Annotated in this window: 15 protein-coding genes; 6 read left to right on the top strand and 9 right to left on the bottom strand. The window is 58.6% G+C overall.

Translation table 11 applies throughout. The annotated features are described in order from the left end of the window. Positions 1-90: 90 nt before the first annotated feature. Entirely contained in the window at positions 91-1,527 is a 1,437-nt protein-coding gene (locus BGIM_RS0104860) for a DUF1501 domain-containing protein (protein ID WP_020468672.1), read from the top strand. On the opposite strand, the gene BGIM_RS0104865 is transcribed toward BGIM_RS0104860, so the two are convergent. The 6 genes from BGIM_RS0104865 to BGIM_RS0104890 form a co-directional block, all read right to left on the bottom strand. Then, positions 1,519-2,319, bottom strand: coding sequence for a heavy-metal-associated domain-containing protein (locus BGIM_RS0104865; RefSeq protein ID WP_238537519.1), 801 nt, complete (start codon positions 2,317-2,319; stop codon positions 1,519-1,521). The two genes, BGIM_RS0104860 and BGIM_RS0104865, sit on opposite strands and share 9 nt — an antisense overlap. 5 nt (positions 2,320-2,324) lie before the next feature. Next, on the bottom strand, positions 2,325-3,449 hold the full coding sequence (locus BGIM_RS0104870; protein ID WP_020468674.1) for an N-acetylglucosamine-6-phosphate deacetylase: 1,125 nt from the start codon (positions 3,447-3,449) through the stop codon (positions 2,325-2,327). Positions 3,450-3,452: 3 nt separating this feature from the next. Then, positions 3,453-4,646 carry a class I SAM-dependent rRNA methyltransferase gene (locus tag BGIM_RS0104875; protein WP_020468675.1) on the bottom strand — a complete coding sequence of 398 codons (1,194 nt, stop codon included), beginning with the start codon at positions 4,644-4,646 and terminating at the stop codon, positions 3,453-3,455. Further along, the gene (locus tag BGIM_RS0104880; protein WP_029629746.1) at positions 4,646-5,086 is read right to left on the bottom strand and encodes a response regulator; all 441 of its coding nucleotides are present in this window, start codon (positions 5,084-5,086) and stop codon (positions 4,646-4,648) included. The genes BGIM_RS0104875 and BGIM_RS0104880 overlap by 1 nt, the downstream gene beginning before the upstream one ends. A gap of 74 nt (positions 5,087-5,160) precedes the next feature. Further along, positions 5,161-7,869 carry a serine/threonine-protein kinase gene (locus BGIM_RS0104885; RefSeq protein WP_020468677.1) on the bottom strand — a complete coding sequence of 903 codons (2,709 nt, stop codon included), beginning with the start codon at positions 7,867-7,869 and terminating at the stop codon, positions 5,161-5,163. 46 nt (positions 7,870-7,915) lie between these two features. Beyond that, positions 7,916-9,676: a matrixin family metalloprotease gene (locus BGIM_RS0104890; RefSeq protein WP_020468678.1), complete on the bottom strand. Its 1,761-nt coding sequence runs from the start codon at positions 9,674-9,676 to the stop codon at positions 7,916-7,918. Positions 9,677-10,045: 369 nt separating this feature from the next. Between BGIM_RS0104890 and truD the strand changes: the two genes are divergently transcribed. After that, complete coding sequence (gene truD, locus BGIM_RS0104895; RefSeq protein ID WP_020468679.1) at positions 10,046-11,104, top strand: tRNA pseudouridine(13) synthase TruD; 1,059 nt, start codon at positions 10,046-10,048, stop codon at positions 11,102-11,104. Between the two features lie 40 nt (positions 11,105-11,144). On the opposite strand, the gene BGIM_RS0104900 is transcribed toward truD, so the two are convergent. Beyond that, on the bottom strand, positions 11,145-11,567 hold the full coding sequence (locus BGIM_RS0104900; RefSeq protein ID WP_020468680.1) for a diacylglycerol kinase: 423 nt from the start codon (positions 11,565-11,567) through the stop codon (positions 11,145-11,147). 91 nt (positions 11,568-11,658) lie between these two features. Here BGIM_RS0104900 and BGIM_RS0104905 point away from each other — a divergent pair, with 91 nt between their 5' ends. After that, the gene (locus tag BGIM_RS0104905; protein WP_020468681.1) at positions 11,659-12,681 is read left to right on the top strand and encodes a WD40 repeat domain-containing protein; all 1,023 of its coding nucleotides are present in this window, start codon (positions 11,659-11,661) and stop codon (positions 12,679-12,681) included. Here the strand turns inward: BGIM_RS0104905 and BGIM_RS60175 are convergent. Next, on the bottom strand, positions 12,570-13,397 hold the full coding sequence (locus BGIM_RS60175) for a methyltransferase domain-containing protein (RefSeq protein WP_084759693.1): 828 nt from the start codon (positions 13,395-13,397) through the stop codon (positions 12,570-12,572). The two genes, BGIM_RS0104905 and BGIM_RS60175, sit on opposite strands and share 112 nt — an antisense overlap. Positions 13,398-13,789: 392 nt before the next feature. Between BGIM_RS60175 and BGIM_RS0104925 the strand changes: the two genes are divergently transcribed. The 3 genes from BGIM_RS0104925 to BGIM_RS0104935 all read left to right on the top strand — a co-directional run bounded on the left by BGIM_RS0104925 (position 13,790) and on the right by BGIM_RS0104935 (position 17,374). Further along, on the top strand, positions 13,790-15,016 hold the full coding sequence (locus tag BGIM_RS0104925; protein ID WP_020468685.1) for a choice-of-anchor A family protein: 1,227 nt from the start codon (positions 13,790-13,792) through the stop codon (positions 15,014-15,016). A gap of 189 nt (positions 15,017-15,205) precedes the next feature. Beyond that, positions 15,206-16,042, top strand: coding sequence for a sugar phosphate isomerase/epimerase family protein (locus BGIM_RS0104930; RefSeq protein WP_020468686.1), 837 nt, complete (start codon positions 15,206-15,208; stop codon positions 16,040-16,042). A gap of 78 nt (positions 16,043-16,120) precedes the next feature. After that, positions 16,121-17,374 (top strand): replication-associated recombination protein A, encoded by a 1,254-nt coding sequence (locus BGIM_RS0104935; protein WP_020468687.1) that lies wholly within the window; start codon positions 16,121-16,123, stop codon positions 17,372-17,374. Here the strand turns inward: BGIM_RS0104935 and BGIM_RS0104940 are convergent, their stop codons facing one another. After that, complete coding sequence (locus BGIM_RS0104940; RefSeq protein ID WP_157368613.1) at positions 17,375-17,995, bottom strand: hypothetical protein; 621 nt, start codon at positions 17,993-17,995, stop codon at positions 17,375-17,377. Positions 17,996-17,999 lie beyond the last annotated feature (4 nt).

Genomic DNA, 17,999 nt, shown 5'->3' on the forward strand with positions numbered 1-17,999 from the left:
CGATTGCGTTGATCGGCCGGGTCGGGTAATTTCATGCTTAACTCTCCAATTTTTCCCGCCGTTGGTCCGGTCACCCCGGAGTCCGTTTTAATGCCTCATTCGCATCCTCATGCGTTTACCCATTTCAATCCGCTTGTGCGCGAGGGATTGGCCCTCCCCAGTCGTCGAAACCTGCTCAAGGCTGGTTTGGCGGGGATTGCCGGGTTGTCGGTGCCATCGCTGTTGCGTCAGCAGGCGATGGCGAACAGCACGGCCCGCAAGGGGAAGAGTGTCATCCTGTTGTGGATGACCGGCGGCGCAAGCCATATTGACACGCTCGATCCGAAACCAGATCGCCCCATCGAGAACCGGGGGCCGTTCAAGACGATCAACACCAAACTGCCCGGCGTGCAAATTTGCGAACACCTGCCGATTTTGGCGGGAAAACTGGATCAGTTCACCATCCTCCGGTCGGTTGATTCGGCCGGGAGCAACCACGAACCCAATCGTGTGATGCAATCCGGCTATCGGGATGCCGAGCCTCGCGAGAACCGCGATGCCGAGCGTCGGCCGGCGATTGGCAGCATTGTCTCGCGGCATCACGGGCCGAATCACCCATCAATGCCCGCTTATGCGACGTTCATGAAATCCCGGTCGCATGTGGCGTTTGCCGGTGATGCCGGGAAGGCCCATGATCCGTTTGTCCTCAATCAAGCGGCGGCCGGTTTGCCCGTGCTGGATCTCGTCGGTGGAAACACCGGAACGGTCACCGAGGCGAATCTCTTCAAACTGGCGAACGGAGTGAGCTACGACCGCATTGACGAACGTCGGGGACTGTTGAAGAACTTTGACACGGTGCGAAACGAACTGGACCGCACCGATTCGATGGCGGTGATGGATCGGTATGGCCAAAAAGCCGTGGACATGCTGATCGGCGGTCGGATGGCCTCGGCTCTTGATCTCTCCAAGGAACCGGAAGCTATCCGCGAGCGATACGGCAAACATCTCTGGTGTCAACAGGCCATGCTGGCCCGGCGGATGGTGGAGGCGGGAACGGCGTTCGTCACGCTCGACCTGAGTTATCACACGGCCTCCGGCACATGGGACAATCACGGGGACAATATCCCTCCGTATGGCGGCATTATGAAGGGCTTAAAGCCTTTGCTGCCTTTGTTCGATCATCTCATCACCACGTTGGTGGAAGACTTGGCCCAACGGGGGAAGTTGGATGATTGTTTGGTGATTGCAATGGGGGAGTTTGGCCGCACGCCGCAAACGGGAACGCAGGCCAGCACCGATGGCCGAAACCATTGGCCGCCGGTGATGTCGATGCTGATGGCGGGCGGGGGGTTCCGGCATGGACAGGTGATCGGAGCCACGGAACAAGACGGTGGCCGCATCAAAGAACGCCCGGTCACCCCCGGCGATCTCGCGGCCACTATTTACAACCACTTCGGCGTCCCGCAAGACACCGTCTATGTGGACCCGACCGGCCGACCGATCCCCGTGGTGCAGGAATCAGGTCGGCCGATTGCCGAATTAGTGTGAGCCGACGACCAGCATCACACCGGCCATCACGGCCATGCCCAAGTCTTCGATCAGCGTCACGGAAGACATCGGCAGGTTGAACACCGTGCCGAGACAGGCGCATTTGATTTTTCGCCGGTTGAGCAGACTATTCATAACTCCCGCTGTGCCGAGCAACATCAAGACCAGCGTGACACTATTCACGATCATCGGATTTACCGGGGACAAATAGGCGATCCCCAAGCCCAATTCGATGAACGGGTAGGCTAACGCATACGGCCGCGAGCGGGCGGCAAGCAGATCGTACATCGCGTAGGAATCGGCAAAGGCCCGCACATTCAACATTTTGAAGAACGAAAACACCAAGAAGAATCCCGCCATGAAATGGGTCATGGCCCGCGACCATTCAAAGCCGCCAAAGGAAACTTCGAGCAATCCGACCGCCAGCAACAGATAGCCGACGATCAGAAACAACGGAGTGTAACTCGTCTTTGGTTCTTCGGCCGCTGCCGGAACCGGGGTCGGCGGCGCGGGTTTGTCATCGGGAATCGGGTCAAGAATCTTGAAACCGGCGGCGGCGACTTTGTCCGCGATTTGGCGGGGGGTCACGTTGTCGACGTCCACCCAAAGCCACTTTTCCGGGGCTTCCGTCATCACTTTCCAATCGCGCAGACCTTGCAATTGTTCGAGATGCGGCCGGACCTTGGCCACGCAGTTGCCGCAGTTGAGATTGGTTCGGAAAATCATCGTGCCGCTGGACATGGCGAACTCCGGGAGAGATTTCACACGGGGCGAGGCCGGTTCGGACGCCACCGACCTCACCCGACAACCAATTTGATGCTCGGATCCTCGCCGGGATTCCAATCAAACAGCATGAGTTTGCCAGAAGACCCTGATTTTAATTCCCACAGAGGCAAGCCAAACAAATGCCGCGGATGGGCCGAGGCCATGTCAATCGCTTCGGCCAAAGTCACCCCGGACTGACGGATGACCGTGCCAATGCAAGTGTCCGTGAAGACTCCAGAACCGGCGAGGAAGGGAGTGCCAGGGACGATTACGCGTCCCCCCGCTTGTACTTCAAATTCATTTCCCCATTCTCGATATCGACCCGGAGGCAGGCCCGCAAGCGAACTGGCGTCGCAGGTGATGATTGACCGGGAAACGGTTTTCCCCCGAATGATGCTTTTGACCACGGCTGCCGGGAGATGATGACCGTCGGGGATGAAACTGGCCCAGAGATCATCGTTGGCGAGTTGTTCCCAGATGTAGTTATCGTGTCGGGGCAGGATGGCATGGGAGCCGTTGCCCAAGTGCGTGCTGAGGCTGGCCCCGGCTTGAACCGCCTCCCGAATCCGGGCGGGGGTCGCGGAGGTGTGCCCGATGGCCACCACCACCCCAAGAGCGGTGACTTCTTCGATGAACTTTAACGCCCCCGGCAATTCCGGGGCGAGCGTGACAAGCCGGATCATCCCGTTGGCGGCTTCCTGCCAGTGGTTGAATTCGTCGAGATCCGGGTTGCGCGAATGGGCCAACGGATGCGCTCCGCGCGCTCCGTCTTCGGAGGAAATGTACGGCCCCTCCAGATGGAATCCTGGCACGGCCTTGGCCACCGTCGAATCCTGCTTGACGGCTTGGGCCAGCGTGGAGAACCCGTGTCGGATCGCCTCAAAAGAGTTGGTGACCAGCGTGGGCAACAATCCGGCGATGCCGTGTTTTCGGGAATGATCGACAACGTGCCGCACTTCGGCGACAGTGAGTGTCGGGGCGTTGAAACTGATGCCGTGGCAGCCATTGATTTGCAGATCAAACAGGGCAGGAGATATCCACCCGGCCTCGGCATCCGGGGTGGTTGATCCCGCCAGGGCGACCGACATAATCCGGTCGCCATCGAACACCACATCGACGAGATCGCCCGTTGAGTAGTGTTTTGCACGCAACAACATGGTTCACCCCACTCGGGCGATGACGCATTTGAGATAAGAGGTTTCCAGACAACTCAGCGCCGTGGGATGGTCCGGGGCTGGTCCGCGTTTCTCGATCAGTTGCACCGGCCGATGTGCTTGGGCGGCCGCCTGAGCCATTACATCAGTCAAAACATCGGAGCTAATCAGCCCGGAACAACAACACATCACCAAAATCCCGCCGGGGGGCAGGAGCAACAGCCCTTGTTTCAACAGGTGCCGATACCCCTTGATGGCATCCGGAATGGCCGACCGGGTGCGGGCAAACTTTGGGGGATCAAGGACGACCAGATCGTAATTCCGGCCTTCGGTCACGTATTCATCCAGTTTGCGAAACACATCCCCTTTGGTGAACGTCATTCCCGTCAGGCCGTTGAGTTCGGCATTCTCGCGGGCCAAGTTCAACGCGGCCTCGGAGACATCCAGACATTCGACACTTGCCGCCCCGGCTCTCGCACAATTGAGACCGAAACCCCCGGTGTACGAAAACGCATCCAGCACCCGTCGGCCCTTGGCCAGTTTCGCCACGGCCGCCCGGTTGTCCCGCTGGTCGTGATAGTACCCGGTCTTTTGTCCTTCGGCGATGTTTACCCGAAGTTTCAGGCCGTTTTCGATGAACGTGAGATCCGGCGGGGGAGACTCGCCCCGGAGCAGGCCGTCCTGAAGTTCAAGCCCTTCCAGTTGGCCGACGCCTTTTTCCGTCCTCACATACACGCCTTTGGCGGCGGTCAGTTCTTGGAGAATTTCGGCCAGCATTTCCCGCCGGTTGGCCAGTCCCAAGGCGGTGAACTGCATTGACAGCCAGCCATCGTATTCATCGACAATGCAGCCCGAAAACGCATCGGCTTCGCTGAACACCAGCCGACAACCCAAACCCGGCCGGTGAAGGCCGAGGTCGTCGCGCAATTTAATGGCTGTTTGAAATTGCCCCCGGAAGAAATCGGCATCCAACGGCCGGTCCGGTTCCCAAGAATAAAGCCGGGTGACAATCTTGCTGCGGGAGTTGTACAACCCGCGGGCGACAAACTTCCCGGCGTTGGTCACCAAGTTCACTTCGTCGCCATCAGCGGGGGAACCCTCGGTCCGTTCCACGGCCCCGGCGAACACCCAAGGGTGTCGGGCGTAAAACGGGAGGACCATCTTGGGCTTGAGAACCACGGAGGGGATGACGGCGGGCATCAGACGGCTTTTTCTTCAATGGCTTTGAGGTATTCGAGCGTGCGGGGGAGATCATCGCTCACCGATTTGGCCCGCAGGAGTGCCCGCACCCGCATGAGGAGTTCGGTTTTGTTGATGGGTTTGGTGAGAAAGTCGTCCGTTCCCAGATCGACGGCCCGGTCAATGTCGGCGGGTTGGTCGAGGGCGGTCACCATCAGGATACCGATGTTCCGTGTCGCCGAATTCGCCCGGATTTGCTTGCAAACCTCGAAGCCGCTGAGTTTCGGCATCATCACGTCGAGCAAGACGACATCTGGCTGCCACTCGGCGACGAGCTTCAAGGCTTCTTCGCCGTTATGGGCCAAACGAGTGTCGTAGGGAGTCTCGGCCAGATAGGCTTCGAGCAATTCAGCCCCCGGCACGTTGTCTTCGGCAATCAGGATTTTGGCGCTCGTCGGCATGCTCACTCTGCGAAACTCCGGCAACATCCATTCGTGGGGATATTGTACGGATCATGCCTCTCGATGCCCTTCCGTCACTTCACCAACTTCATGAGTTCTTGGTGGGATCGCAAGATTTGCTGGAAGCCCTCCAGTTTGCGAAGCGGCTCGGTGTCGGGATCGGTGGCCAGCATTTCCCCGCCATAGCCCCGGCCGACGGACCACGCGAGCAATCGGATGGCTTGGGCCGAGTATTCTGGCCGAGTCTTCCCGGCGTGGGCATAGACACCCGCGAGTTGATACAACGCGAGCGGCGACGAATCCAACTTCCGGCATTCGCTTGCCTCCCGCAACGCCTCGTCGATCCGGCCAAGACGGGCAAGCACGACGGCCCGGCCCCGGCGGGTGAGCAAGTCGTTCGGATGATATTTTCGCAGCTGATCAAGCACTTCGGCGGCCTTCTTGTCGTTCCGCAACGGACCCGAATAAATCCAGGCGAGGTTTTGCATGGCCGGGTACGAACGCGGATTGATGCTCAAAGCCGCTTCAAAATCTCCCACGGCCGCCGCCGGTTCTTTGTTGGCGCGGGCCAGGCCACGTTCCACCCAGCCCGCTTCGTCCGTCGGCGTCAGGCTCATGGCCAGCTTCATGTCATCCTCGGCCCCGGTTTTGTCCCCGGCGCCGGCCTTGGCGCGAGAACGCATGATGAACAACCGGGGAGAGTGTTCGCCGAGATCGATGGCTGCTGTGAAATCCACAACCGCGTCGGCGTGGCGATTGAGGAATTGCAACGTCACGCCGCGACGGACGAATCCTTCCATGAATTTCGGTTCCATTCGCACCAGACGATCAAAATCCGTGAGGGCTTGCGGGTAATCCCGCATCGCGTGGTACGAAATCCCTCGTTGAAAATACGCCTGTGAGAATTGCGGACGCAGAACAATACACGTGCCAAAAGCGCCCGAGGCTTCCGCATGCTGACCAAGCCGGGCGTGTGAATGCCCCCGCAAAAACCATGCGCCAACATGCCCCGGCTCATCGGCGCAAATTTGCCTTAACAATTCCAAGGATTCCTTGTCGTGCTGGGAGGCCGACATATCACACGCCAACCGGAAGCGTTCCGTTCTGGTCAACGACCCGACTGGTTTCGCCCGCAGTTCGGCGGCATCCGTCCGGCTGGCCCGATCCAACAGGAACAACAGAGTGTCCGTGTCTTCCAGCAACCGCCGCCGGTCTTCGTTGGATAGATACCGAACAGCTTCGCGCTCGGACCAGTCGGCATCCTCCCGAACACCGTAACGAGAGAGAATCGTCTCCCCTTTCTCGGCGGCCTGTCTGATGGCGGCCGAGTCGTCCGGCGCCGTGGCCAGGGCGAGTTGCGCTTGCTGAATCTCCGGTTGCAAGATGGCAAACTGCTCGGCCGCCGACTCGTGATGCAAGTTGATTTCCCGCAAATGACGATGTCGGACCACGATGAGGGAAACTGCCGCCACGGCGAAAGCGATCATTGCCAAACCGCAGGCAAGAGCCGGGCCGGAAGTGAGCCAGCGATTTCGGCGAACCCACTTGCGAATGCGTTCCCGATAAGAAGGTTCCCGGCTGAATCGGAGGGGTCGATTTTCCAATTGCCGTTCGAGATCTTCCGCGAGTTCGTTGGCTGATTGATATCGTTCGCCTTGGTCCGCCCCCAGACACTTCAAAATGATGGCTTCGATGGCCGGCGTGACGGCCGGGTTCGATTCTCGCAATTTAAAACCGGCCGAGCATTGGGCCTCCGTCATGCGGCGCAGGGCGGTCCCCACGTCATCCGTCCAGACTTCATAAGGCAAACGGCCGGTGAGCAGTTCAAACAACACCAAGCCGAGGGAATACAAATCGCTCCGACCATCGAGCCGGACGGGTTGGTCCGCAACCGCCAGTAATTGTTCAGGGGACATGTAGGCCATCGTCCCCCCGATCACCATGCCTGCGGACGAATCCCGGCTCATCTCCATTGCCACGTTGAAATCGAGGAGCATGGGAATGCCATCGTCGGAGAACAGCACGTTCGCGGGTTTGATGTCGCAATGCACCAACCCGCGTTGATGGGCATGAGCCAGCCCGTGCGCCAGTTGCAAACCGATCCAAAGCACCGCCTCGACGTAAGATTTTCCGGCCAGCGGATCGAGGGCGACGGTTGTCGGTACGCCGGGATAGTCGGCGTGCCGCAATTGTTCGTGAAAATATTCTCCGTGGGCGGGAAGGCCCGTTTGCCTCATGTTGCGAATGATTTCGGCGAGAGTGACCGCGCCGAGGTAGGGCATGCAAAACGCTTGAAAATTTCCGTCTTGGTGCGTGGAGTAGACAGGAACAATATTGGTGTGTTGCAATCGTGCGAGTGTCTGACATTCACCCCAAAGCTGGCGGGCGATCTTCAGAACCACGGGGCGGTTGGCAAGGTTATCCTGATGAGCCAAGTATACCCGGCCGATCGCGCCACTGCCCAAAACCCGGATGAGATGAAATCCCGCGAATACTTCGCCCGGTTCGGGAAGATTCTCATCCGGGGCCAGGTCGTGAAGGGATTTCTCCGGGTTTGAACCGGCAAAACGGCCTTCAAGAACATGGGTCGGGTGGTGGGGGACATCGGAGGAATGTCCCGGCCGTTTCCAGACGGCCACCCGGACGACAACGGATGTCGGGCAATCCGGATCACGAGAGGGCGCGGGCTCTGTGGCTTCCTCACTTTGGTTGGAAGGGGAGTGATTCGAGAGAGACAAACCGTGGAAAACTCTCGTCGCTTCGTTTTCTCCGCTGTCAAGCATTTCTCTCCCATCACACCAAGTGCTTTTCAACGCTCAGCAATGCAAATCACGGACCGGTCGTCGGGGGCGGATCGCTCGGGGGCGGATCGCTCGGAGGCGGATCGCTCGGAGGCGGATTCGTCGGGGGCGGATCGCTCGGAGGCGGATCGCTCGGAGGCGGATCGCTCGGAGGCGGATCGCTCGGAGGCGGATCCGTGGTTGTCGGATCCGTGGTTGTCGGATCCGTGGTTGTCGGATCCGTGGGCGGCGGGCTAGCCGGTGGGGTTTCACTGCTGTCAGGTGGAGGATCTGATGGCGGCGGGGGAGGCGGGGGGACGCCGGGCAAGCCGCCGTCGCCAAGTGATGTTGGCCCGGTTGATTTCGGAGTTCCTGGCGGCGGGCTGCTACCAGGGTAAGGCACCGGTGTTCCCGTTGAATCCACCGGTTGGGCTCCCACCGGGTCGGTCAATGTCAAATAATCGAGGTCATATGTCACCGATGAACTCAGCAGTCCCCCGGATTTGTAAGCCGTCAGTTTCGTGGTGTATGAACCATCTTCGAGCCACACATTGAATGTTTGTGATTGTCCGGCGATGACTGTCAGGCGGGCGACTTCATGATTCTGCGAATCAAGAATCACAAGGCTGACACTCATTTGGCCCAGCAGACCGCCGCCGTTGGCCGAGAGGGAAAATTTGGCGAGGGCTGGTTGATCGACAGTGAGCGAGGCGGTGGTTGTGGCATTCGGAGCCAATGTCCCTTGGCCAAGATCTTGGAAGTCAACCAACACGTTTCGGAACGACACCTCAATTTGATAAGCCCCGAGGGAGGCCAGGTCCAGCAACCCGTTTGTGGCCACTTGCAGGTATAAATTTTGGTCGGCCGGGGTGAAAAATTGGAAGGTGGCCGTGTCCGCATCGCTGGTAATCAATTCGGTGGCGATGGCCCGGCCGGAGCTGTCAGACAGGTAAATGGCGGGCAAATTGCCGCCCGTCTGTAAGCGGCGGATGGTGACCATTCCCACCCCTTGCTGTTGCCCGTTGGCCGGGGCCGCTTGAAACTGATACCAGTCGCCAAGCAACGGCAAATCCAACCGGCCGTTGACCCGGTAATAGGAATGCGAATCATGCCCTTGGGGAGTAATCAACGAAAGGGCACTGCTTAGGAGGTTGTTTGAGCCTTGATGGTCGGGGGCCGTGTCGCTGTTCGGAGTCGATGAAGGATTGCCGTAAAGCGATTGAATATTGGCGATGTCTCCGTTCGTCAGGCCGGTGCGAATTCCGGAGTACTGTTCGTACATCGGCGAGGCCGGGTCGTTGCTGTTGCCGATTCCGAAGGCGTGACCGGCTTCCTGAAGCATCGCCGAATAAAGATCGTACCCGTTACCCCCGTTGATCGAGAATAAAATATTGCTGTTCAGCACAATATCGCCGGCACGGGTGTCACCAGTTGTTCCGGGGGGTTCGGTCACGGCCAGCACACTAGTGTCCATCGCGCGGGCCGCGATGCGGATATCGCCGAACCGGCCGTCTCCCTGCGAGGAACCGGAGACCCCGATGGGATACCCCATGTCGTTCGCTTCAAAGAGTTTCACCGGCGTCTGATCCGCCCAAGTGTGCAACGCCCGCAAGATGATGGCTTTGCCATCGGTGGCTGAAATCCCCTCATTCTGAAACATCAAAAAAAGATTGCTTCCCACGCCGTTCACCGACGTGCCATCCGGAACGAAGCTGACCGTCACTTGTTCGGCATCACCCCAGGGGATGCCAAAAGTGGCGGGCGTGCAACGATCTTCCAGACGGCAAACATTCAAACGGAGAGAGTTCATGAGAGCATTCCTCGCATGGATCTGAGGGTGGTTTGCTGTGGTTGCTCAATGGCCGACAAAGACCCCGTCCCCTCAATGGGGGCATGGAGTGATGTCATGCCGCTTGCGGTCGTGGAAAGGAAGTGATTGGTTCCAAGTGCTGGTGGCGAGAGCAGTCGCCGACACCTGTTCCACAATCCGCAAGATTCACCCAAACACTACAACCGAAATAATCGGAACGTCAGAAATTTGATTGAAATCAGTAACTTTTGTGATTTTCTGACAGGGCTGAAATAAATTCATTCTTTGGCCATAAATCAATTCTCCTGTGGAAATAAGAGACCTGCAAACAGTCATAATCGGCGTCGGCAAAATCCGTATCAAATCAGCATGATTATCAACGAGACACTTCCATACCTCACGGCAGCTCACCTTGGCCTTGGGGGACGCATCAAGGAAACCCCCTCCGACTTTGAAGTGGAGGAAATTCCGGCCTACGATCCGTCCGGCGAGGGAGAACACCTTTACCTATGGGTTGAGAAGACGGACATGGGCGCGGAGTTCTTCAGCCGACAAATTGCCAGGCGGTTGAACATTCCTCCCGGCGACATTGGCACGGCCGGTTTGAAGGATCGTCGCGCGGTCACCCGACAGTGGGTCTCCGTGCCGGTCAAAGCCGAGACCGGACTGCCCGGCTTGGAGGGGGAGGGGATCCGGGTGTTGAAGGTCACCCGGCATGGGAACAAACTCCGGGCGGGCCATTTGCGGGGCAATCGCTTTCGGGTGTTGATTCGCGGGGCCAGCCAAGATGTTCCGCTTGCCCCGGTCTTGGACGCCATCCGCCAGAACGGTTTGCCGAACTTTTACGGATCGCAACGTTTCGGCCGCAATGGCGAAACACTTGCCCTTGGCTGGAACATGCTCATGGGGCAATCAGTCAAAGTGCGCAACCCCTTCATGAAGAAATTGACGCTCTCGGCCGCCCAGTCCTATCTCTTTAATCGTGTGTTGACCAAGCGAATGAGCGATGGTCTGTTTCGCACCGTGTTGGCCGGGGATGTTTTGGCAAAGTGGCCGGCCGGAGGAATGTTTACCAACACGGATGTCTCGGCGGATCAGCCCCGTTTTGACGCTCGGGAAGTCGTCCATGCCGGGCCGATGTTTGGCAAGAAAACCTTCCCCACCACCGGGGTGGCCGCCGAACGGGAGCAGGCTGTTCTCACGGAGTCAGGTGTTCCCACGGAAGCGTTCGACAAATTCGGTCAATTGCTGTCAGGAACCAGACGACACAATCTCGTCTACGTGGAAGACCTCGCGGCCGAATGGGAACCGGAGGGTCTTCGTTTGACGTTCACATTACCCGCCGGCAGTTACGCTACGGTGTTGCTCGGTGAGGTCATGAAAAGCGAAGTGGCGGGAGATGATTCCCCGGATGCGGTCGATGGATAATGAGTTGATCTTTGTCTTGGTTGTTTCCAAGCCGGAGCGATCATCCCCAGATCTGTAATGGTTTGACAATCCGGTGGCCGAAGAGGAGCAGGGCAAGACCCATCGCCGTCAACCGGATGACAAGCACCGCCCCGGCGGCCATCGCCCGGCACCGTTCCCGCTCATCTTCCGGCATGGAGTCGATGTGCGGCATGAGTTGGCGAACGACATCGTTGAACAACTCGGCGGCGAACAGCCCGCCAAGGCCGCCAAGGAGGATGGCCCACTCCCAAACTTCACAAGAGAGAGTGATTGCCCCGGCCACGATGAGCGCGGCCGAGAAAATATGGACGGCGAACCCCGAATGGCTTCGCAAGCCGAGTTTGACTCCATGAAGGGCCGCGCGCTGTCGGGGGCGCCGGCAGGAGCGCACCACGAGCGGCACTCGGTCGGGATGGCTGGCGGTTGTGGCTTCGCTGCTCATCTCCGCAACATACCGTCATCGATCTTCTCTTGGAAGACGAAACGGCGAACTACACTATCCTCTTCCCGATCAAGCATGTGGAGGATGATGGATGGCCCGGCTGAACTCTCAACCCAAGTTGGAAAGCCGCTGGCGGCACTCAATCGGCGATCATGTTATTTCATTGGCTTGGTCTTCGGATGGTTCGCTCATCGCGGCCGCCTCCGTCAGCGGGCCAATCACTATTTTTGACATGGCAACAGGGGAAACCAAGCATACCCTGCCTGGACATGCCTTCGGCACAACCGCCATCAGCTGGCATCCGAAGGAACTCCTGCTGGCCTCGGCGGGGCAGGATGGCAAAGCCCGGATATGGAATCCCGTGACCGGGGCCGAGGTGATGGCGGTTGCGGGCGGTTCCGCTTGGGTGGAACATATTGCCTGGTCTCCCAAGGGAGATTCGCTGGCCACAGCCGCCGGGCGAAAGGTGCGGCTTTGGGGCAAACAGGGCGAAATGCTGCGGGATTATCCCCCGTTTGCCAGCACTGTTTCGGGAATTGAGTGGTCGGCTCGCGGCAAGGATTTTGTCGTTTCCGGCTACGGCAAGGTTTCGTTTTACCGCCCCGATGCGGCGGATGTGGTGAATACGTTTGAGTGGAAAGGCTCCATTCTTGGTCTGGCGTGGTCCCCGGACGGAAAGATGCTGGCGGGAGGCGGTCAGGATTCCACCGTGCATTTCTGGTATGTGAAATCGGGGGACGACCTGCAAATGTCCGGCTACCCGATGAAAATCACGGCTGTGAGTTGGGATTCCACCAGCCGATATCTGGCCACCAACGGCGGGGAAATGGTCATCGCCTGGGATTGTTCCGGAGACGGCCCGGCCGGGTCCAAGCCCCTGATGTTCGAGCGGCATCCACAACCTGTTGCCGATCTCTCCTTTCAAAACAGAGGTCCGGTGTTGGCCTCCGGGTGCCAGGGGGGGATTATCGCGTTGTGGTATCCGGGCGGGACGAAAAAAATTCAGGCGGAGGCGGATTTTGGGGAAGGCGTCTCCAAGGTGGCATGGTCGCCGGGGGACGGGCGGCTGGCCATCGGGGGAGAGCAGGGCGGAGTGGGGCTGTTCACCGTGTGAACAGGGGATTCTTGGCGAAACCAAGAAAGGAAAAACCGCCACGGCCAGCTTTTTTTGACGACCACTCCGCCGAGACCGGCGTTCACCGCCATCTCTTTCATTTCCGAGGGGGTGTAAGCGGCGGTCACACTGACCGGACCATCGTAGTGCATGATCGGGGAGCGGCTCAGCAATCGCGTCATGGCATAGGCCGCCCACCAGCCCAGGTGGCATCTCCGCAAATCGCTGACGAAAACACCCTTTCGGGCGACCTCGGCCATCCGTTTCAAGAGGAGGATGGTGTCCGGCGGGTCCAGATGGTGCAGGAACAGGGAACACACCACGGCGTCATATTCGCCGGGGATGCAGTCCTGTAACACGTCACACGTGAAGAAACGGACGGCGGCCCCGTTCATCTCCGCGCGTTTTGTCGCCTCGGTCACAGAAGACGGGTTAATGTCGCAGGCGGAAATTTCGACCGGGATGCCGGCTCGCTGAAATCGTCGCCAGAGTTTCACCGGGAGATCCCCGGAGGCCGTGGCGATATCCAGCACGCGAAACGGCGTTGGGCCGTGTTGGCGGGCCAATTGCCGCAACGATTTCCAAAGAGCCGCATCGGGTCGGCTAATTTTGTTGACGCGACGAAGTCCGGCCAGCGCTTCGGAAACTTCGACCGGGTCTGCGGCGGGATCATCCATCAACTCAGGCACGCGGACACGGGCAAGCTGTCGTGGCATTTATCTTCACTCGGGAGATTAGCGAACCCGTTTACTTGATTCAGGATACCGATTTTTGACCGCAACCGACTTGAGTCTATTCCCAAAAATTTTTCGGGCTTCTGTTTCGGACGTCCGGGCGACATCCCTTTTCCCCCTGACGATCAAGTTTGCCACATCGTGTCCAACAAGCGGGATTCGCGGGATTCACCGGATCCGATGAATGCCGAAATTCCTTCAAATATCGTCAACGCAAACAATCTTTCCGATCACCCCGGTTTGGCGTCCGAAAATCGAGACTTCAAAAATCTCGTTCATTTCAATCAAGGAAAATGCCGATTGCCGTCTCTGCCAGATGTTCCGTTGCCACGGTGGGGGCGACGGATCTGGTGATGCCTCCGACGGAGTCGAATATGACGGGGTTTTTCTTCGGATTGGCTAAACAAAAGCGGAAGTCCCGCCGACTGAGCATCGACACGCTGGAGGCACGCGATGTGCCGTCCGCCAGTGATTTGGGAGCGGCCACCGATTTCAACCTTGTCGCCCTCAACAATATTGATGTGCATGACAGCGATGTCGAGGGCCGGGTGACCGTCGGCAATGATGCCGCGATCAAGTCGTATGGCATCGGGGACAAACTGCCGGATTCCTTCGGAACACGAGACGATCTGATTGTCGGACATGATTTGACATATCAGTACGGACAGGTTTTCAAGGGAAACATCGTCTACGGGGACACGGGCGTTCTTGACGGCGTCGGCACTCCCAACGGGACCGTGCGACAGGAAGCCAATGTCTTTGATTTTGCGGCCGCCAGCGCTGACCTGACCGCGAAATCCACCCAATGGGGCGGCGAGGATCCCAACGGCCTGACCAGCGTGCGGCATGGCAACATCACCATGCGGGGGATGAATCCGACGCTGGATTTCTTCACGCTCACCCAAGCCCAGCTGGACGGGGCGACGAGTATTGTCCTCAAGGCTCCGGCCACGGCCACCGTCATCATCAATGTCCCGGATGGCTCGGTGGACATTAAGAATCTCGGGTTTTCCCTGCGGGGAATCGCCGCCAATCATGTGTTGTGGAACTTCCCCGAGGCGACGGATATCAACATCTCCGGCGTGGGATTGAAAGGGAGTTTCCTTGCTCCGCAGGCAAACTTCAACTTCAACAATGGCCAGATCACGGGAACCGTGATCGCCAACAATTACGCGGGCAATGGCGAACTGCATTTGGATCAAAGCCGGATTAACGTCGCCATTCCCCCCTATGCCTCGATTCAGGGCTTTGTGTTTGTGGATGTGGACCAGAACCATGCCTATGATTCATCCATCGACGGCTTGCAGGACGGGGCGGGCGTAACCTTGACGGGAATTGACGCGTTAGGTCGCCGGATCAACCGGTCGTATCTCACAGTTGACGGCGGGCAATTTAATTTCGGAAATCTCTGGGCCGGAACATACACCGTGACGGTGCAGCCTCCCTTCAAATACATCAACAGCATGGAAAGTGGCATTCCGGGCACGGTGAACGGTTCGACCACCGGCACACCCGGCGTGAATCAAGTGAGTTCGATCTCGCTTGGCAGTGGCGACAATGCCCTGAATTATGAGTTGCCGTTGCTTGGTGTGTCTGCGTGATTGGTCTTTTCGCACAAATGCGATTCAACAAAATCCCCGTCAAACATTCTTCGTTTGGAATGGTTTGACTGGGATTTATTCATTTGAGGGGTAATGTTCCAGCTTCCTTTCTCCTTTATCGCTTGCCGTCGCGCGCGGCCGCTGGTACGCTGCCGATGAGTTGGTTCCATTCCCCGCAGACGAGGCATCATGGCGATTCAACCCCTGTCCGTTGGCGTGTGTAGTTGGTCTCTTCAAGTGAAATCCATTCCCGAATTGAAGGGGTTTATGGACAAGCTTGGCGTGAATCTCGTGCAAATTGCCTGTGGCGATCCGCATCATGCCGCGTGGGACGAAGGGGAAGCCATGCCGGCCGCCGCGCTGGCGGCGGGCTTTGAACTCGGCGGGGCGATGCTCGGCTTCCCCGGTGAGGATTACACGACCCCCAAACACATTGAGAGAACCGGCGGTTTTGGCGATTCGGCCACCCGGCCCGAACGGCTGGAACGATTCAAATGGGCGCTGACCCGGACCCTTGAACTCGGTCTCACCGACCTGATGCTGCACGCCGGATTCCTCCCGGAACCGGGTGATGCCGCCCGCAAACCGTTTCTCGACACCTTGGCCACCGTGAGCCAGCTCGCGGCTGAAAAGGGAATCACCGTGGCCTTTGAAACGGGCCAGGAATCGGCGTCTCTTTTGCGGCGCACGCTGGACGACCTGAAGTGTCCGAACCTAAAAGTGAATTTTGATCCGGCGAACATGCTGCTCTATGACAAGGATGATCCGCTGAAGGCCGTGGAACTGCTGGCCCCCGACATTCGGACGGTGCATATGAAGGACGCCAACCGCCCAACGACCCCCGGCGAATGGGGCGAGGAAGTCCCGCTGGGCAAGGGCCAGACGAACACCCGCGAGTTTCTGCTGGCGCTCAAGCGGATCGGCTACCAAGGGCCGTTGTTCATCGAGCGCGAAGTCGGCACGCAGCAGCAACGGTTCGATGATATTGCCCACGGGGTAACGTTCATTCGTTCCGTGTTGGGATAACTTTCGGAGGCTGCCATCGACCTGTTCGACGATGTCCGCGAAGAAAATCGTCGGCTGGCCCGCCCCCTCGCGGCCCGGATGCGGCCCCGTTCCATCGACGAGTTCATCGGGCAGGAACATTTCATCGGTCCCGGCAAATTGCTTCGGCGAATGTTGCTGGCGGACCGATTGAACTCGTTGATCTTTTATGGCCCTCCCGGCACGGGGAAAACCGCGCTGGCCCAAGTGATTGCCCATCACACGAAGAGCCGTTTCCAACGGTTGAATGCCGTTTCGGCCGCATCCAAGGAAGTCCGCGAAGTCTTGGAAGCCGCTCGCACTGCCTTGGAACTGCACGGCGAGCGGACCATTTTGTTCATCGACGAGATTCACCGCTTTAACAAAACCCAACAAGACATTCTGTTGCCGGATGTGGAAAGCGGCGTGGTGATTCTCGTCGGGGCGACAACGGAAAATCCATTCTTCGCCATCAACTCCCCGCTTCTGAGTCGTAGTCAAATTTTCACGTTTGAACCACTCTCGAAGGATCACATCAGAACGATCATTCGCCGGGCGTTGGCGGACACCGAGCGGGGATTGGGCGAGTTGGAAGTTCATCTCCATGATGATGCGATGGAGTTCCTCGCCACCGCGTCGGACGGGGATGCCCGGCGGGCGTTGACGGCCTTGGAAATCGGCGTCCGCTCTTGTTTCGAGACGCCCATCGAATTGACGCTGGAGGTGGTTCAAGAATCCATCCAGCGCAAGCTAATGAGCTTCGACCCGACCGGCGACACTCATTATGATCTGGCCAGCGCCCTCATCAAAAGCCTCCGGGGCAGCGACCCGGATGCGGCAATCTATTGGCTGGCCCGCATGTTGGAGTCGGGCGAAGATCCCCGCTTCATCGCCCGGCGCATGGTCATTATGGCCAGCGAGGATGTGGGCAATGCCGATCCGCGAGGGCTTCTGGTAGCCCAAGCGGCATGGGATTCCGTGGAGCGAGTCGGGTTGCCGGAATGTCAACTGGCCCTTTCACAAGCGGCCATCTATCTCGCCACGGCTCCGAAATCCAACTCGGCGACGATGGCGATCATCACCGCCCGCAAGGAAGTGCGCGAGGGCCGGACGATTCCGGTGCCCAAGCATTTGCGGGATGCCCACTACGCCGGAGCGGCCGAGATTGGCCACGGCAAGGGATACCAATATGCCCACGACTACGAAGGGGGCTATGTCGCCCAAGATTACCTTGGCGTGGATCGCACCTTCTACACGCCGACCGACCGGGGCTATGAAGTTGAAATCAAGCAACGAATGGATGAACTGAAAAAGCGACGAGAAGAGAAAAAGTAGTCATTTCCCGTTCCAAACGCCCGAGATGATGGCCGCCATTGGCCTGTCCCCTTTTGCGGTTGTCCAGTTCCATTGGATCGCCAGCCAGCTTTCCTTCGGGTGAAACAATCCCGGCTCCCGTTTGCCGGGAGGAAGCAACACCAACACCGCCGGATGGGTTCCTCCGGAGGCTTTGCCGCTCAGTTTCTTGAGAGCAGGGAATGCCAGATCGGCCGGGTCACGATCATCAGCCACCGGGCAGAGGATCAGAAAATCCGGCGAGGGGGATGTGTCTTCGTGATCGGTTGAGGCCGGCTGTCGGGCATAGCGTAGGGTGTAGATGCCGGCCGAAAGTTCTTGGCCGCGAAAGTCAGTCCACGGTTCGGCACACGAGATCAGTCCTGCCAATGCGCCCGGACGGAGTGAGGCGTCTGTCGCCTTCGGTTTCAATGGCCAGTCCGTGCGAAGCCAGACCGTGAGGCGTTGTTTGCCAACACTCACCCGCAACGCTTTCTCGCCCAGCAGATCACGGATGGGCTGGCTCGCCGATTCCGGCGGTTTGATCTTGGATTGTTCGTGGGCTGGCTTGTCGTCCGCTTGCAGCGGAACGACCAGAAAGACGACGGCAAGAAGGCTCCGCATCACG

Source organism: Zavarzinella formosa DSM 19928 (genome assembly GCF_000255705.1).
GTDB lineage: Bacteria > Planctomycetota > Planctomycetia > Gemmatales > Gemmataceae > Zavarzinella > Zavarzinella formosa.

Coding starts and splice junctions, on each gene's coding strand:
- BGIM_RS0104875 (WP_020468675.1), bottom strand. CDS start 4,646: ATGCCCGCCGTCATCCCCTCCGTGGTTCTCAAGCCCAAGATGGTCCTC.
- BGIM_RS0104935 (WP_020468687.1), top strand. CDS start 16,121: ATGCGGCCCCGTTCCATCGACGAGTTCATCGGGCAGGAACATTTCATC.
- BGIM_RS0104870 (WP_020468674.1), bottom strand. CDS start 3,449: ATGTTGTTGCGTGCAAAACACTACTCAACGGGCGATCTCGTCGATGTG.
- BGIM_RS0104885 (WP_020468677.1), bottom strand. CDS start 7,869: ATGCTTGACAGCGGAGAAAACGAAGCGACGAGAGTTTTCCACGGTTTG.
- BGIM_RS0104925 (WP_020468685.1), top strand. CDS start 13,790: ATGACGGGGTTTTTCTTCGGATTGGCTAAACAAAAGCGGAAGTCCCGC.
- BGIM_RS60175 (WP_084759693.1), bottom strand. CDS start 13,397: ATGCCACGACAGCTTGCCCGTGTCCGCGTGCCTGAGTTGATGGATGAT.
- BGIM_RS0104930 (WP_020468686.1), top strand. CDS start 15,206: ATGGCGATTCAACCCCTGTCCGTTGGCGTGTGTAGTTGGTCTCTTCAA.
- BGIM_RS0104900 (WP_020468680.1), bottom strand. CDS start 11,567: ATGAGCAGCGAAGCCACAACCGCCAGCCATCCCGACCGAGTGCCGCTC.
- BGIM_RS0104905 (WP_020468681.1), top strand. CDS start 11,659: ATGGCCCGGCTGAACTCTCAACCCAAGTTGGAAAGCCGCTGGCGGCAC.
- BGIM_RS0104880 (WP_029629746.1), bottom strand. CDS start 5,086: ATGCCGACGAGCGCCAAAATCCTGATTGCCGAAGACAACGTGCCGGGG.
- BGIM_RS0104860 (WP_020468672.1), top strand. CDS start 91: ATGCCTCATTCGCATCCTCATGCGTTTACCCATTTCAATCCGCTTGTG.
- BGIM_RS0104890 (WP_020468678.1), bottom strand. CDS start 9,676: ATGAACTCTCTCCGTTTGAATGTTTGCCGTCTGGAAGATCGTTGCACG.
- BGIM_RS0104940 (WP_157368613.1), bottom strand. CDS start 17,995: ATGCGGAGCCTTCTTGCCGTCGTCTTTCTGGTCGTTCCGCTGCAAGCG.
- truD (WP_020468679.1), top strand. CDS start 10,046: ATGATTATCAACGAGACACTTCCATACCTCACGGCAGCTCACCTTGGC.